At 58.1% G+C, this 13770-nt stretch carries 16 protein-coding genes; 14 read left to right on the top strand and 2 right to left on the bottom strand.

Annotated features, from left to right (window positions below; translation table 11 throughout):
• The 12 genes from rpsE to bfr all read left to right on the top strand — a co-directional run bounded on the left by rpsE (position 1) and on the right by bfr (position 7893).
• Positions 1–501, top strand: a complete 501-nt coding sequence (gene rpsE / locus PBDP_RS26690; RefSeq protein WP_003186035.1) for a 30S ribosomal protein S5 — start codon at positions 1–3, stop codon at positions 499–501.
• Between the two features lie 2 nt (positions 502–503).
• Positions 504–680, top strand: a complete 177-nt coding sequence (gene rpmD / locus PBDP_RS26685) for a 50S ribosomal protein L30 (protein WP_003186033.1) — start codon at positions 504–506, stop codon at positions 678–680.
• A 3-nt stretch (positions 681–683) separates the two neighbouring features.
• Positions 684–1121: a 50S ribosomal protein L15 gene (rplO, locus tag PBDP_RS26680; RefSeq protein WP_003186032.1), complete on the top strand. Its 438-nt coding sequence runs from the start codon at positions 684–686 to the stop codon at positions 1119–1121.
• Positions 1122–2450: a preprotein translocase subunit SecY gene (gene secY / locus PBDP_RS26675; protein WP_003186029.1), complete on the top strand. Its 1329-nt coding sequence runs from the start codon at positions 1122–1124 to the stop codon at positions 2448–2450. It begins immediately after the preceding gene.
• A 30-nt stretch (positions 2451–2480) separates the two neighbouring features.
• Positions 2481–2597: a 50S ribosomal protein L36 gene (gene rpmJ, locus PBDP_RS26670; RefSeq protein ID WP_002555468.1), complete on the top strand. Its 117-nt coding sequence runs from the start codon at positions 2481–2483 to the stop codon at positions 2595–2597.
• A gap of 130 nt (positions 2598–2727) precedes the next feature.
• Entirely contained in the window at positions 2728–3084 is a 357-nt protein-coding gene (gene rpsM / locus PBDP_RS26665; protein WP_003186020.1) for a 30S ribosomal protein S13, read from the top strand.
• A gap of 30 nt (positions 3085–3114) precedes the next feature.
• Positions 3115–3504, top strand: coding sequence for a 30S ribosomal protein S11 (gene rpsK, locus PBDP_RS26660; RefSeq protein WP_002555466.1), 390 nt, complete (start codon positions 3115–3117; stop codon positions 3502–3504).
• An 18-nt stretch (positions 3505–3522) separates the two neighbouring features.
• The gene (rpsD, locus tag PBDP_RS26655) at positions 3523–4143 is read left to right on the top strand and encodes a 30S ribosomal protein S4 (RefSeq protein WP_003176404.1); all 621 of its coding nucleotides are present in this window, start codon (positions 3523–3525) and stop codon (positions 4141–4143) included.
• A 22-nt stretch (positions 4144–4165) separates the two neighbouring features.
• Positions 4166–5167, top strand: a complete 1002-nt coding sequence (locus PBDP_RS26650; RefSeq protein WP_003186012.1) for a DNA-directed RNA polymerase subunit alpha — start codon at positions 4166–4168, stop codon at positions 5165–5167.
• Positions 5168–5209: 42 nt separating this feature from the next.
• Positions 5210–5596: a 50S ribosomal protein L17 gene (rplQ, locus tag PBDP_RS26645; protein WP_003176402.1), complete on the top strand. Its 387-nt coding sequence runs from the start codon at positions 5210–5212 to the stop codon at positions 5594–5596.
• A gap of 225 nt (positions 5597–5821) precedes the next feature.
• Entirely contained in the window at positions 5822–7270 is a 1449-nt protein-coding gene (locus PBDP_RS26640) for a catalase (RefSeq protein WP_109756409.1), read from the top strand.
• A 158-nt stretch (positions 7271–7428) separates the two neighbouring features.
• Positions 7429–7893 (top strand): bacterioferritin, encoded by a 465-nt coding sequence (bfr, locus tag PBDP_RS26635; protein WP_014340470.1) that lies wholly within the window; start codon positions 7429–7431, stop codon positions 7891–7893.
• 71 nt (positions 7894–7964) lie between these two features.
• On the opposite strand, the gene uvrA is transcribed toward bfr, so the two are convergent.
• A complete protein-coding gene (uvrA, locus tag PBDP_RS26630) occupies positions 7965–10799 on the bottom strand; it encodes an excinuclease ABC subunit UvrA (RefSeq protein WP_109756410.1) in 2835 nt (944 codons plus the stop codon).
• Between the two features lie 179 nt (positions 10800–10978).
• On the opposite strand from uvrA, the gene PBDP_RS26625 reads away from it, so the two are divergent.
• The gene (locus PBDP_RS26625; protein ID WP_109756411.1) at positions 10979–12376 is read left to right on the top strand and encodes an MFS transporter; all 1398 of its coding nucleotides are present in this window, start codon (positions 10979–10981) and stop codon (positions 12374–12376) included.
• Positions 12377–12385: 9 nt separating this feature from the next.
• Entirely contained in the window at positions 12386–12901 is a 516-nt protein-coding gene (locus PBDP_RS26620; RefSeq protein ID WP_024778338.1) for a single-stranded DNA-binding protein, read from the top strand.
• Positions 12902–13028: 127 nt separating this feature from the next.
• Here PBDP_RS26620 and PBDP_RS26615 read toward each other — a convergent pair whose 3' ends face one another.
• Entirely contained in the window at positions 13029–13655 is a 627-nt protein-coding gene (locus PBDP_RS26615) for a hypothetical protein (RefSeq protein WP_176689036.1), read from the bottom strand.
• Between the last annotated feature and the right edge of the window lie 115 nt (positions 13656–13770).

Here is a 13770-nt window from a genome sequence, read left to right as displayed (position 1 = left end):
ATGTCAAATAACGACCAAAAGCGCGACGAAGGCTACATCGAGAAGCTGGTTCAAGTTAACCGCGTAGCCAAAACCGTTAAAGGCGGCCGTATCTTCACTTTCACTGCGTTGACCGTAGTGGGTGATGGTAAAGGCCGTGTTGGCTTCGGCCGTGGCAAGTCGCGTGAAGTGCCTGCTGCGATCCAGAAGGCAATGGAAGCTGCTCGCCGCAATATGATCCAGGTTGATCTGAACGGCACCACTCTGCAGTACGCAATGAAGTCCGCCCATGGCGCTTCGAAGGTGTACATGCAGCCTGCTTCTGAAGGTACCGGTATCATCGCTGGCGGCGCTATGCGTGCTGTCCTCGAAGTTGCTGGCGTTCAGAACGTTCTGGCCAAGTGCTACGGCTCGACTAACCCAGTAAACGTGGTTCACGCCACTTTCAAGGGTTTGAAGGCAATGCAGTCTCCTGAATCCATTGCCGCCAAGCGTGGCAAAAGCGTCAAGGAGATCTTCTGATCATGGCTACCGTAAAAGTTACGCTGATCAAAAGCATGACCGGCCGCATCCCTAACCACAAACTGTGCGTTAAGGGTCTGGGTCTGCGTCGCATCGGTCACACTGTAGAAGTCCTGGATACTCCCGAGAATCGCGGGATGATCAACAAGGCTTACTACATGCTGCGTGTCGAGGGTTAATCGATGAAACTCAATGATCTGAGTCCAGCGCCGGGTTCCCGTCGCGAAAAGCATCGTCCGGGCCGTGGTATCGGTAGTGGTTTGGGCAAGACCGGTGGCCGTGGCCACAAAGGTCAGACCTCCCGCTCCGGTGGCACTATTGCTCCAGGCTTTGAAGGCGGTCAACAGCCGCTGCATCGTCGCCTGCCGAAGTTCGGTTTCGTTTCCCTGAAAGCCATGGACCGTGCAGAAGTGCGTCTGTCCGAGCTGGCCAAAGTGGATGGCGACATCGTCACCGTGCAGTCCCTGAAGGATGCCAACGTGATCAACCAGAACGTTCAGCGTGTGAAAATCATGCTGTCGGGCGAAGTTGCTCGTGCTGTCACCATCGGAAAGGGAATCGGCGCCACCAAAGGTGCGCGTGCGGCTATCGAAGCAGCTGGCGGCAAGTTCGAGGAATAAATGGCTAAGCAAGGTGCTCTCTCTGCGCTCGGCAAAGGCGGTATGTCTGAACTCTGGGCTCGTCTGCGTTTTCTGTTCCTGGCGATTATCGTCTACCGAATAGGCGCACACATCCCGGTTCCAGGTATCAACCCGGACCGACTCGCGGACCTGTTTCGACAGAATGAGGGGACCATTCTTAGCTTGTTCAACATGTTTTCCGGCGGCGCGCTGGAGCGGATGAGCATCTTTGCACTGGGGATCATGCCGTACATTTCGGCATCGATCATCATGCAACTGATGAGCGCCGTCAGCCCGCAGCTGGAGCAGTTGAAGAAGGAAGGTGAAGCTGGCCGTCGCAAGATCAGCCAGTACACCCGCTACGGCACTGTCGTCCTCGCTCTCGTCCAGGCCATTGGCATGTCCATTGGTTTGGCGGGGCAGGGCGTTTCGTTCACTGCTGACTTCAGCTTTCATTTCGTTGCGGTAACCACTTTTGTGGCGGGCGCGATGTTCATGATGTGGCTGGGTGAGCAGATCACTGAGCGTGGTGTAGGCAACGGTATCTCGATGTTGATCTTCGCAGGTATCGTCGCCGGTCTTCCGAGAGCGATCGGGCAGTCTTTCGAGTCTGCGCGTCAGGGTGATATCAATATCTTCGCCCTGGTTGCCATCGGTCTGCTGGCAGTAGCGATTATCGGTTTCGTGGTGTTCATCGAGCGTGGTCAGCGTCGTATTGCTGTTCACTACGCCAAGCGTCAGCAGGGCCGCAAGGTGTTTGCTGCGCAGACCAGCCACTTGCCGTTGAAGGTGAACATGGCCGGTGTAATTCCGGCTATTTTCGCGAGCAGCATCTTGCTGTTCCCGGCTTCGTTGGGTGCCTGGTTCGGCCAGTCTGAAGGTATGGGCTGGTTGCAGGACATCTCGCAGTCGATCGCTCCTGGTCAGCCGTTGAATATTCTGCTGTTTAGTGCAGGGATTATTTTCTTCTGCTTCTTCTATACGGCGTTGATGTTCAATCCGAAAGACGTAGCGGAAAACCTGAAGAAGTCCGGTGCCTTTATTCCGGGCATCCGTCCAGGTGAGCAGTCTGCGCGCTACATTGATGGCGTTCTGACTCGCTTGACCATGTTCGGTGCTCTTTACATGACGGCCGTCTGTCTGTTGCCCCAGTTCCTGGTGGTTGCGGCAAACGTACCGTTCTACCTTGGCGGGACCTCGTTGCTGATCGTGGTCGTGGTTGTGATGGACTTCATGTCCCAAGTACAATCGCACCTCGTTTCGCACCAGTACGAATCCCTGATGAAGAAAGCCAACCTGAAGGGCTACGGCAGCGGCATGTTGCGCTGAGTAGCGTCCATAAGGTTCGAGGAGTTGGTGATGAAAGTTCGTGCATCGGTGAAAAAGCTGTGCCGTAACTGCAAGATTATTCGCCGCGAAGGTGTTGTTCGGGTAATTTGCAGCGCGGAACCGCGTCACAAACAGCGCCAAGGCTGAGTGTGATTGTGCTTTAAGCCCGGCAGCTAGTGCGCTGCCGGGTTGATTATTTGTTATTACAGCGATATTATCTCGCGCCCTATTTCTTGGCTTCCGGGGCGTAGGTAGCTGTCAATTGGAGTCCCACTGAATGGCCCGTATTGCAGGCGTCAACATTCCAGATAACAAGCATACTGTTATCTCGCTGACCTACATCTATGGTGTTGGTCGCACTACTGCACAGAAAATTTGTGCAGTGACTGGGGTCAACCCAGCGGCAAAGATCAAGGATCTGAGCGACGAGCAAATTGAACAGCTGCGTGGCGAAGTGGCGAAGTTCACCACTGAAGGTGACCTGCGTCGCGAAATCAACATGAAAATCAAGCGCTTGATGGACCTCGGTTGCTATCGCGGTCTGCGTCATCGTCGTGGTCTGCCAGTACGCGGTCAGCGTACCAAGACCAACGCGCGTACCCGTAAAGGTCCGCGTAAGCCGATCCGCAAGTAATCGCCCCAGCGAATCGACAGGAATTTAATCATGGCAAAACCTGCTGCTCGTCCTCGTAAAAAAGTTAAAAAGACAGTGGTTGATGGCATCGCCCACATCCATGCTTCTTTTAACAACACCATCGTGACCATTACCGACCGTCAAGGTAACGCTCTTTCCTGGGCTACCTCCGGTGGTTCGGGTTTCCGCGGTTCCCGCAAGTCCACCCCGTTCGCTGCTCAAGTAGCTGCTGAGCGTGCTGGTCAAGCTGCGCTGGAATACGGCCTGAAAAACCTCGACGTTAACGTCAAGGGTCCAGGTCCAGGTCGTGAATCCGCAGTCCGCGCTTTGAACGGCTGTGGCTACAAGATCGCCAGCATCACCGACGTGACGCCAATCCCGCACAACGGGTGCCGTCCGCCGAAGAAGCGCCGCGTGTAATCCAGGAGATTGTAAAGAATGGCTCGTTACATTGGTCCAAAATGCAAACTCGCTCGTCGCGAAGGCACCGATCTTTTTCTGAAGAGCGGCGTGCGCGCGATCGAATCGAAGTGCAACATTGAAGCAGCACCTGGTATCCACGGCCAACGCCGCGGTCGCCAGTCCGACTACGGCACCCAACTGCGTGAAAAGCAGAAGGTCCGTCGTATCTACGGCGTTCTCGAGCGTCAATTCAGCGGCTACTACAAAGAAGCAGCTGGCAAGAAAGGCGCAACCGGCGAAAACCTGTTGCAACTGCTCGAATGCCGTCTGGACAACGTTGTATACCGTATGGGTTTCGGTTCTACTCGTGCCGAATCCCGTCAGCTGGTATCGCACAAGTCGATCAGCGTTAACGGTCAGACCGTAAACGTTCCGTCCTACCAGGTTCGTGCTGGTGACGTGGTTGCTGTTCGCGAGAAAGCAAAGAACCAACTTCGCATTGTCCAAGCTCTCGATCTGTGTGCCCAACGTGGCCGCGTAGAATGGGTAGAAGTAGACACTGAGAAGAAGTCGGGCGTTTTCAAGAACGTTCCTGCTCGCAGTGATCTGTCCGCCGACATCAACGAAAGCCTGATTGTCGAGCTCTACTCCAAGTAAGGGCTAGAAAATAGGTGCATCCATGCAGATTTCGGTAAATGAGTTCCTGACACCCCGCCATATTGATGTGCAGGTTGTCAGTCCAACCCGCGCCAAGATCACACTCGAGCCTCTCGAGCGTGGTTTCGGCCACACCCTGGGCAACGCGCTGCGCCGCATCCTGTTGTCCTCAATGCCCGGCTGTGCAGTAGTCGAGGCCGAGATTGACGGTGTGCTCCACGAGTACAGCGCCATCGAAGGTGTACAGGAAGACGTAATTGAAATCCTGTTGAACCTTAAAGGTCTGGCTATCAAGCTGCACGGTCGTGACGAAGTTACGCTGACCTTGTCGAAGAAGGGTTCGGGGGTGGTTACCGCTGCCGATATTCAGCTGGATCATGATGTCGAGATCGTTAACCCCGATCACGTAATCGCTAACCTGGCGTCTAACGGCGCCCTGAACATGAAGCTCACCGTAGCTCGTGGTCGTGGTTATGAACCGGCCGACTCGCGTCAGAGCGATGAAGACGAAAGCCGCAGCATCGGTCGCTTGCAGCTTGACTCTTCGTTCAGCCCGGTTCGCCGTATCGCATACGTGGTGGAAAACGCCCGTGTCGAACAGCGTACCAACCTGGACAAGCTGGTTATTGATCTGGAAACCAACGGTACCCTGGATCCTGAAGAGGCTATTCGCCGCGCTGCAACCATCCTGCAACAGCAGTTGGCTGCGTTCGTCGACCTCAAGGGTGACAGTGAGCCAGTGGTTGTCGAGCAGGAAGACGAGATCGATCCGATCCTGCTTCGCCCGGTTGACGATCTGGAACTGACTGTACGTTCGGCTAACTGCCTTAAGGCGGAAAACATCTACTACATCGGTGACCTGATTCAGCGTACCGAAGTAGAGCTGTTGAAGACTCCGAACCTTGGCAAGAAATCCTTGACTGAAATCAAGGACGTTCTGGCCTCCCGCGGTCTGTCCCTCGGCATGCGCCTCGACAACTGGCCGCCTGCAAGTCTTAAGAAGGACGACAAGGCGACTGCCTGATCGTCGTAATCACCGAACGTTGTGTTTGGTAAGGAATGAACCATGCGTCATCGTAAAAGTGGTCGTCACCTGAGCCGCACCAGCTCGCACCGCAAGGCCATGTTCCAAAACATGGCGGTGTCGCTGTTCGAGCACGAGCTGATCAAAACTACTCTGCCAAAAGCCAAAGAACTGCGTCGCGTTGCTGAGCCGCTGATCACTCTGGCCAAGACAGATAGCCTGGCTAACCGCCGTCTGGCTTTCGACCGTACTCGTTCGAAAGCTATCGTTGGTAAGCTCTTCAACGACCTGGGCAAGCGCTACGCTACCCGTGAGGGTGGCTACCTGCGCATCCTCAAGTGCGGTTTCCGCGCTGGCGACAACGCGCCTATGGCGTACGTCGAGTTGGTTGATCGTGCTACTGCTGGCGAAGCTGTAAGCGCCGAGTAAGACGACAGTCTGTAACGAAGAACCGGGCCTAGTGCCCGGTTTTTTGTGCCCGATAGAAAAGTAGGCAGCCGTTTCGCTTGGCTTGGCTATCAGCAAGTATTCAGCATTAGATAATGACTATCGATGTCCATGATTTAATGAATTTGGATACTGTCACTAACATGATCAATACTCCTTTCCAGCCGATTAGCCGGCAGTTTGAAGACCGACCTAGGAAGATTGAGCATGAGCCAGACCAAAACGCTTACGACCGCCAGCGGCGCTCCTGTCGCCGATAACCAGAATTCTCGTTCCGCCGGCCCGCGTGGCCCGTTGCTGCTCGACGACTTTCACCTGATCGAGAAGCTTGCTCACTTCAACCGCGAGAACATTCCCGAGCGTCGCGTACACGCCAAGGGATCGGGCGCCTACGGCACGTTTACCGTTACCCGGGACATCACCCAGTACACCAGCGCCAAGTTGTTCGAGTCGATCGGCAAGCAGACACCCACCTTCCTGCGGTTTTCCACCGTGGGTGGCGAGCGTGGTTCGGCCGACACTGAACGCGATCCGCGCGGTTTCGCCCTGAAGTTCTACACCGAGGAAGGCAACTGGGACATCGTCGGCAACAACACGCCGGTTTTCTTCATCCGTGATCCGTTGAAGTTTCCGGACTTCATCCATACCCAGAAACGTCTGCCGCAAAGCAACCTGAAAAGCGCCCAGGCGATGTGGGATTTCTGGTCGCACTCGCCTGAGGCGCTGCATCAGGTCACCATTCTGTTCTCCGATCGCGGCATTCCAGATGGCTACCGCCACATGCATGGCTTCGGCAGTCACACCTACAGCCTGATCAATGCACAGGGTGAGCGCCACTGGGTGAAGTGGCACTACAAAACCAAGCAAGGGATCAAGAACCTGGCTCCGGCTGAAGCGGCACGCCTGGCGGGTACCGACCCGGATTACGCCCAGCGTGACTTGTTCAATGCCATCGAGCGCGGCGATTTCCCGAAATGGAGCGTCTGCATCCAGGTCATGACAGAGGCCCAAGCCGCTGCGCATTACGAAAATCCGTTCGATGTCACCAAGACCTGGTCGCAGAAAGAGTTTCCGTTGATCGAAGTCGGTGAGCTCGAACTCAACCGGAACCCGCTGAACTACTTTGCCGAAGTCGAGCAGGCGGCGTTTGGCCCTAGCAATATGGTGCCAGGGGTTGGCCTCTCGCCGGATCGCATGTTGCAGGGTCGTGTCTTCGCCTACGCCGATGCGCACCGCTACCGTGTGGGCACCAATCACCAGCAATTGCCGGTGAATGCGCCGCGCAGCCCGGTCAATACCTACCAGCGCGACGGCGCGATGGCGTTTGGCAGCAATGGCGGGGCGGCACCGAACTACGAGCCTAATAGCTATGTGGAGACGCCGAAGCAGGCCCCGCGTTACGCGGAGCCGGCACTGGCCCTCAGTGGCGCTGCGGACCGTTACGATCATCGTGAAGACACCGATTACTACAGCCACGCCGGTGCGTTGTTCCGCCTGATGAACGATGAGCAGAAAGCCCTGCTGATCAGCAATATCGCCGGTGCGATGGCCGGTGTATCGGCAGATGTCGTTGACCGTCAGTTGCAGCATTTCTTCAAGGCGGATGTCGCCTATGGGGAAGGCATCGCAAAAGCCTTGGGCGTAGCGCTGAACTAAGTCTAAACGAGAAGCAGAACCGCCCTCATTAGGGCGGTTTTTGCGTTATTTAGCCCGGTTTTCTCGGATTTTCTTTGCTTTTATTGCGTTGAGGTCGTGACCTTGCGGTCAGCTTGGTTCAAACTACAACCTTTAAAAGCTTGTGGAGATGTAGGGCGATGCAAGGTCACCCAGACGTAATCGATTACCTCAACACGTTGCTGACAGGCGAACTGGCAGCCCGTGATCAATATTTCATCCATTCGCGGATGTACGAGGATTGGGGTTTTACCGAGCTCTACGAACGTATCAACCACGAGATGGAAGAAGAAACCCAACACGCCGATGCACTCATGCGTCGGATCCTGATGCTCGAAGGCACACCACGCATGCGTGCCGATGACCTGGATGTCGGTACCACGGTGCCCGACATGCTCGCCGCCGACCTGCGCCTGGAGTACAAAGTCCGCGCTGCGCTGTGCAAAGGCATCGAGCTCTGCGAGCAGCACAATGACTACGTGACTCGCGAGATCCTGCGGATCCAGCTCAACGACACCGAAGAAGACCATACCTACTGGCTGGAGAAGCAGTTGGGCCTGATCAAGCTGATCGGGTTGGAAAACTACCTGCAATCGCAGTTCTGACGCTCCCACCGAAAAACAAAAAGCCCCTGTCATCGGTGAGATGACAGGGGCTTTTTCGTGCTCGGGTGAAATCAGTCCCGATCACGCTCCAACAGCGGCTTGAGGTAGTGCCCGGTGTGGGACTGCTTCATCTCGGCCACTTGTTCCGGTGTTCCTACGGCGATGATCTGACCGCCCTTGGAGCCGCCTTCCGGTCCCAGGTCCACCAGCCAGTCAGCGGTCTTGATCACATCCAGGTTGTGTTCGATCACCACCACGGTATTGCCATGGTCGCGCAGGCGGTGCAGCACATCGAGTAACTGCTGGATATCGGCGAAGTGCAGGCCCGTGGTCGGCTCATCGAGGATATACAGGGTCTTGCCGGTGTCGCGCTTGGACAGCTCGCGGGACAACTTGACCCGCTGGGCCTCGCCGCCAGACAGCGTCGTCGCCGACTGCCCCAGCTTGATGTACGACAAGCCCACATCCATCAGCGTCTGGAGCTTGCGCGCCAGGGCCGGCACCGCGTCGAAGAACACCCGGGCTTCCTCGATGGTCATCTCGAGGGTTTCGTGGATGTTCTTGCCCTTGTACTTGATCTCCAGGGTTTCGCGGTTGTAGCGCTTGCTCTTGCACACATCGCACGGTACGTAGATGTCTGGCAGGAAGTGCATTTCCACCTTGATCAAGCCATCGCCCTGGCAGGCTTCGCAGCGCCCGCCCTTGACGTTGAACGAGAACCGCCCCGGCCCGTAGCCTCTTGAACGGGACTCCGGCACGCCGGCGAACAGTTCGCGGATCGGCGTGAACAACCCGGTGTAGGTCGCCGGATTGGAGCGCGGCGTGCGGCCAATCGGGCTCTGATCGATGTCGACCACCTTGTCCAGGTGCTCCAGGCCCTTGATGCTGTCGTGGGCGGCAGCTTCCAGGGTGGTGGCGCCGTTCAGGGCCGTGGCGCTGAGGGGGAACAGGGTGTTGTTGATCAGTGTCGACTTGCCGGAGCCGGACACTCCGGTAACGCAGGTCAGCAGGCCGATCGGGATTTCCAGGTCGACATTGCGCAAGTTGTTGCCGCGAGCACCCTTGAGGGTCAGCGACAGCTTCTTGTTGCGCGGCGTGCGCTTGGCCGGGACCTTGATCTTGACCCGGCCCGACAGGTATTTACCGGTCAGGGAATCGGGATGCGCCATGACCTCGGCAGCGGTGCCCTGGGCAACGATATGCCCGCCATGCACGCCAGCGCCCGGGCCGATGTCCACCACGTAGTCGGCCAGGCGGATGGCGTCCTCGTCGTGCTCGACCACGATCACCGTGTTGCCGATGTCCCGCAAGTGCTTCAAAGTCCCGAGCAGCCGGTCGTTGTCCCGCTGGTGCAAGCCGATGGACGGTTCGTCGAGGATGTACATCACCCCCACCAGGCCGGCGCCGATCTGGCTGGCGAGGCGGATGCGCTGGGCTTCGCCGCCGGACAAAGTGTCGGCGCTGCGATCGAGGGTCAGGTAGTCCAGGCCGACGTTCACCAGGAACTGCAAGCGTTCGCGGATTTCCTTGAGGATCTTGTCAGCGATTTCGCCACGACGACCGGTCAGTTTCAGGCCGCCGAAATAATCGGTGGCGTCGCCAATCGGCAGGTTGGTCACCGCCGGCAGGGTCTTTTCACCGACCCACACATGCCGCGCCTCGCGGCGCAGACGGGTGCCTCGGCAATCGGGGCAGGGCTGGGTGCTGAGGAACTTGGCCAGTTCTTCGCGCACGCTGGCCGACTCGGTCTCGCGGTAGCGTCGTTCCAGGTTCGGCACGATGCCTTCGAACGGATGGGAGCGTTTGACGATATCGCCGCGGTCGTTGAGGTATTTGAAGTCGACATTCTGCGAGCCGCTGCCCTGCAGGATGAATTTCTGCTGGTCGGCGGGCAGCTCGTTGAACGGCTTGTCCAGGCTGAACTTGTAGTGGGCCGCCAGCGAACCGAGCATCTGGAAGTAATAGACGTTGCGCCTGTCCCAGCCGCGAATCGCCCCTTCGGCCAGGGTCAGCTCGCCGTTGACCAGCCGCTTGGTGTCGAAGAACTGCTTGACCCCCAGGCCATCGCAGGTCGGGCAGGCGCCGGCCGGGTTGTTGAAGGAGAACAGCTTGGGTTCCAGTTCGCTGATGGCGTGGCCGCAGATCGGACAGGCGAAGCGTGCGGAGAAGATGATTTCTTCGCCAGGCTCGTCGTCCATCGGTGCGACCAGGGCGATGCCGTCGGCCAGCTTCAACGCGGTCTCGAAGGACTCAGCCAGCCGCTGTTGCAGATCGGCCCGGACCTTGAAGCGGTCGACCACCACATCGATCGAATGCTTCTTCTGTTTATCCAGCTTCGGCAGTTCGTCCAGCTCGCAGAGCTTGCCGTTGACCCGGGCCCGCACGAAACCCTGGGCGCGCAGTTCTTCGAAGACCATCAGGTGTTCGCCCTTGCGCTCGCGAACCACCGGGGCCAGCAGCATCAGCTTGCTGCCTTCCGGCTGGGCCAGCACCAGGTCGACCATCTGGCTGACGGTCTGGGCTTCCAGGGGAATGTCGTGATCGGGGCAACGGGGAATACCGACGCGCGCATACAGCAGGCGCAAGTAGTCGTAGATCTCGGTGATGGTACCGACCGTCGACCGGGGGTTATGGGAGGTCGACTTCTGTTCGATGGAAATCGCCGGCGACAGGCCTTCGATGGTATCGACGTCGGGTTTTTCCATCATCGACAGGAACTGCCGGGCGTAGGCCGACAGCGATTCGACATAACGTCGCTGGCCTTCGGCATACAAGGTGTCGAAGGCCAGGGATGATTTGCCGGATCCGGACAGGCCGGTGATGACGATCAGCTTGTCCCGTGGCAGGGTCAGGTCGATGTTCTTCAGGTTGTGGGTACGGGCCCCACGAATCAGGATCTTGTCCAAAGTGGCCTCGCTCGGCGGGCGTCGAAAACGTAGGAGTATACGGGCAAATACTGGATGGATGCACACTATTGAAAGTGAGTTTGCAGCCATACATGAAGACTGCGCGGCAAACGGTCGCCATATACCCTCTCAATCGATGGGACTGGTAGAATCGCCGCCGGTTCACATGAGGTTTTTCCATGCAAGATCCCCACAGCGAACGCATGAGTAGCGGCGAGACGCGCGCAGCAAGCGGTCTGGCCCTGGTGTTCGCCTTCCGTATGCTGGGCATGTTTATGGTGTTGCCGGTGCTGGCGACCTATGGCATGGACCTGGCGGGCGCGACCCCGGCCCTCATCGGGTTGGCGATTGGCGCTTATGGCCTGACCCAGGCGATCTTCCAGATCCCGTTCGGGATCATTTCCGACCGAATCGGCCGACGTCCGGTCATCTACCTGGGGCTGATCGTCTTCGCCCTCGGCAGTGTGCTGGCGGCCAATGCCGATTCGATCTGGGGCGTGATCGCCGGACGAATCCTGCAAGGCGCCGGGGCCATTTCCGCGGCCGTCATGGCGCTGTTGTCAGACTTGACCCGCGAACAACATCGGACCAAGGCCATGGCCATGATCGGCATGACCATCGGCCTGTCGTTCGCCGTGGCCATGGTGGTCGGTCCCTTGCTGACCCGTGCCTTTGGCCTGTCGGGCCTGTTCCTGGCGACCGGGGCCATGGCGCTGGTAGGGATCCTGATCGTCGCGTTCATGGTGCCGCGTGCCACCGGGCCGTTGCAGCACCGTGAGTCCGGGGTGGCGCGCCAGGCGTTGATCCCGACGCTCAAGCACCCGGACCTGTTGCGCCTGGACCTGGGTATTTTTGTGCTCCACGCCATGCTGATGTCCAGCTTCGTAGCCCTGCCGCTGGCCCTGGTCGAGAAGGCCGGCCTGCCCAAGGAGCAGCACTGGTGGGTCTACCTGACCGCGCTGCTGATTTCGTTCTTCGCCATGATTCCATTCATCATCTATGGCGAGAAACGACGCAAAATGAAACGAGTTTTGCTCGGCGCCGTCGTGACGCTGATGCTCACTGAGCTATTCTTCTGGCAGTTCGGCGATAGCCTGCGGGCCCTGGTGATTGGCACCGTAGTGTTCTTCACCGCGTTCAATCTGCTGGAGGCTTCGCTGCCTTCGCTGATCAGCAAGGTTTCCCCGGCGGGCGGCAAGGGTACGGCGATGGGGGTCTACTCCACGAGCCAGTTCCTCGGCTCGGCACTGGGCGGGATCCTCGGTGGCTGGCTGTTCCAGCATGGCGGTTTGTCGGTTGTGTTCCTGGGATGTGCCGCGCTGGCTGCACTTTGGCTGGCCTTTGCTGTTACCATGCGCGAACCTCCCTATGTGACGAGCCTGCGCTTGCCCTTATCGCCCGAGGCGATTCGTGAGGCTGGCCTGACCGAGCGTCTGAAGGCCGTCGTTGGAGTAACCGATGCAGTGGTGGTCGCCGACGAGGCGGCCGTGTATATCAAACTCGACACCGAATTATTGGATCGCGCGACGCTCGAGCGCCTGGTGAACAACCCGGCCCCGACCACGTGCGAAGCCTAGGAGAACGTTATGGCCCGTGGGGTTAACAAAGTCATATTGGTCGGTACTTGCGGCCAGGATCCTGAAGTTCGCTACCTGCCCAACGGCAACGCCGTGACCAACCTGAGTCTGGCGACCAGCGAACAGTGGACCGACAAGCAGACCGGCCAGAAGGTCGAGAAGACCGAGTGGCACCGCGTGTCGATGTTCGGCAAGGTGGCCGAGATCGCCGGCGAATACCTGCGCAAGGGTTCGCAGGTGTACATCGAAGGCAAGCTGCAGACCCGCGAGTGGGAAAAAGACGGCATCAAGCGCTACACCACCGAAATCGTGGTCGACATGCAAGGCACCATGCAACTGCTGGGTGGCCGTCCACAGGGCGACCAGCAACAAGGTGGCAACAACTACCAGCAGTCGGCTCCGCGTCAGCAGGCGCCTCGTCCGCAGTCCGCTCCACAGCCACAACGCGAACGCCCGGCCCCACAACAGGCCGCGCCGCAACCGGCTCCGGATTTCGACAGCTTTGATGACGATATTCCGTTCTGATTCCTACTTGGGAATTGCCCAGGTAGTTTCCTGAAAAGCCCCAAGCGTTCTGCGCTTGGGGCTTTTTATTGGGCATTTGGCACAGGCAGGTATGTTCGTGGTTTGAGAAATGGGCAACTTCGGCCGCTCACAAATCCAAGACCACGACTTCATGCATCCTCTCGCCAACTGATTGCCTCAACCACGCGGCATGGAACGCCATGTCCTGCACCGGTACATGCACCCAAAATCGACGTTCGATCGGCTTGCCATTGTCCCCGGCGAAGCACACCTCAAAGTGACAGCCATTGGCGAAAGCATTCGCCATGTAGGGCCTGATGGAGTGGATGGCGCTGTATGGCACACATACTTCGCTGGCTTCTCGGGCCGGGCGCCGTTGGGTGAAGGTGAGGCATTGCTGGTCTTCGTCAAAACAGAAGCCGAGCACTTCAGGCCCGGCGGCGAGCCAGCGAATGACGCCCATGGCCACCAATGCGCTGACGAACATGAGCGTCAAGACCAGAGGGTCTTCAAGCACTTTTGTATGAATACTCGGCAGGCCTCGTCCGTCGTAGAACAGGTTGATCGATAACACCGCCAACCCGTAGAGCGGCAAGGCAAGCAATAACGCCACGGTGTACAACATGGTACCCAGGTATCCCGTCCTGGGGATTTCGCTTGGGTAATCCCAGGTGGGGGGATGCGGTGGTGCCGATGCGACGGTGTCGGTCGGGCCCGGGGAGCAGACCAGGCGCGACGGGGGAGTGCGTTTCATGCGGCTGGCTCTTGGGGGGACGCTACCTGGCCATTCTTATCGTTATTGCTCAAATATGCCTAGTAAAAATCACCATGGCCCCAGGGCGCGTAAGCCCCGGGGGCTGTTTTGTCCC

Source organism: Pseudomonas sp. St290 (genome assembly GCF_018325805.1).
Classification (GTDB): domain Bacteria; phylum Pseudomonadota; class Gammaproteobacteria; order Pseudomonadales; family Pseudomonadaceae; genus Aquipseudomonas; species Aquipseudomonas bijieensis.
The sequence above is the reverse complement of the archived record's forward strand: the minus strand, read 5'-3'. Positions and strand labels throughout refer to the sequence as shown.